This is a genomic window from Mesorhizobium sp. M0047 (assembly GCF_040323315.1).
GTDB lineage: Bacteria > Pseudomonadota > Alphaproteobacteria > Rhizobiales > Rhizobiaceae > Mesorhizobium.
Genome location: NZ_JAMYUW010000099.1, coordinates 1 through 1,627 on the forward strand (window position 1 = coordinate 1; position 1,627 = coordinate 1,627).

2 protein-coding genes and 1 pseudogene are annotated in these 1,627 nt (G+C 62.7%); 1 reads left to right on the forward strand and 2 read right to left on the reverse strand.

Annotated elements, in window-relative coordinates:
* Positions 1 to 389, forward strand: a pseudogene (locus NKJ89_RS35520) (cation diffusion facilitator family transporter); the annotation flags it as partial.
* A gap of 43 nt (positions 390 to 432) precedes the next feature.
* Here the strand turns inward: NKJ89_RS35520 and NKJ89_RS35525 are convergent.
* Positions 433 to 1,200, reverse strand: coding sequence for a sulfite exporter TauE/SafE family protein (locus tag NKJ89_RS35525; protein WP_352609062.1), 768 nt, complete (start codon positions 1,198 to 1,200; stop codon positions 433 to 435).
* 212 nt (positions 1,201 to 1,412) lie between these two features.
* Positions 1,413 to 1,627, reverse strand: a 215-nt coding sequence (locus NKJ89_RS35530; RefSeq protein WP_352609063.1) for a DUF1259 domain-containing protein, incomplete at its 5' end; no start/stop codon positions are given.

Consider the following 1,627-nt stretch of genomic DNA (forward strand, 5'->3'; position numbering starts at 1 on the left):
AAGCCAATGTCCGCCTGTTGAGCCCGGCCGCGCCGGCCGTCACTGGCGCGGAAACCTCTGGTGCTCACCATCATGCGCCGGAGCCCTTCAAGGTCGCCTGCGATCTGGCTGCTGGCACATTAGAGATCGTCGATACACCGGCTGGCGAGCGGATGCGGCTGACGATCGACCGGCATGCCGACGATCTGACGGCGACGGTATTCATCGACCGGTCCGGCGGGCCGGAAACGATTCGCCTCGAACCTGTCGGCGACAACCATCACCGCCTTGAGAGCACCGTCGCCCCTGCCGAGCCGCATGAATTCCGGGCAAGGCTGGTGCTGACTGCGAAAGATCGCGAACAGGTGCTGCGGTTCAAGATGGTCGAGCCCGAAGGTCACCATCATTAGGTCGACTGGCGGAACCGGGCGAAGCTTCTCCAACCTGAGCGGGTTAGGGCCCGGCCGCCCGCCAGGCCTGCACAACGATGCTGTGCTGGTTCCAGATCATCAGCGCTCCACTCGCAGCCATGAGCGCGACCACTAGGCGGCGGAACTGTTGTCCACTCAGGTGTTCGAGCCAGGGCTTGGCCAGCAGATTGGCAAGCGCGGCGCCCAAACCCGCGGCTATGCCGTATATAGCCGCCTGACCACCGAGCGCGCCGAGTCCGGTGAATACCGTGATCTTCACGACATCGGTCACAAACGAGTTCACGGATTTCGTGGCGACCAACGTCTCCTTCTCCGAACCGTAGTTCAGATAAAGCGAATTCAGGACGGGTCCCACAGTGCCCATAAGCGCCGACAACAGGGCGACGATCAGGCCGGCCGGGAGAAACCACCAGCGGCGGGCTCGGTAGCTCCGCTCGCGCGCGCCGCCGCGAAATTCCCAGACTGCACTGATCAGATAGATGCCTATGAGTATCTGGAGCCATTCCGCCCGACTGTTGGCGAAGAGCCAGGAGCCCGCCGCGGCACCGGCGATGGCGCCGGGCAGGTACCAACGGACCAGGCTCCAATCGATGTCGCGCCGAAAGGCCAAGGCGCGGATGGGATTGCCGATGAGCTCGGTCAAGGTGATGACCGGCGCAACCGCCGCGCTGCCTGTGATGAAAGTCACGGCGGGGATCAGCAATAGACCTCCGCCTCCGGCCGAGAGGGTGTTCAGCGTCCAGGTGAGGAACCCCGCCAACGCCAGGAGGCTTAGTCTAATCCAGTCCATCCAATCAGAACGAAGCGGGCCTTCGATCGTTCCGGACGTATCGGTTCACAACAACCCGGCCCGCCGCTCGTATGCGATGGAAAGGCGATCTCCGGCGCAATGCTGATGGCGGAGAGACGCAGCGCCAGAGAACGGTTCCCGAGGCGGCGGGAAGAAGGCCGTTCGCTCCGAGCCGGCCGAACTCCGCCGTAGGACGCGCGCGGACACCCAATCTAACTCTTCTTGACGGCGACTTTGTCGAGGGCTGCGCGCAGTCCTTTCGCCAGCTTCTTTGCATCGTCGTTCGCCCAGAAATGCATGAAGAAGAGCCGCGGCTTCTCATCGAGCATGTGGCTATGCAATGCGGTGATCTCGATGCCGTTGTCCTGCATGGCATTGATAACCGGATTGACCTCCTTTGCCGTCAGCACAAAATCACCCGTGATCG

Excerpts from the sequence above, each read along its gene's own strand:
- NKJ89_RS35525 (WP_352609062.1), bottom strand. The coding sequence starts at position 1,200 with ATGGACTGGATTAGACTAAGCCTCCTGGCGTTGGCGGGGTTCCTCACC.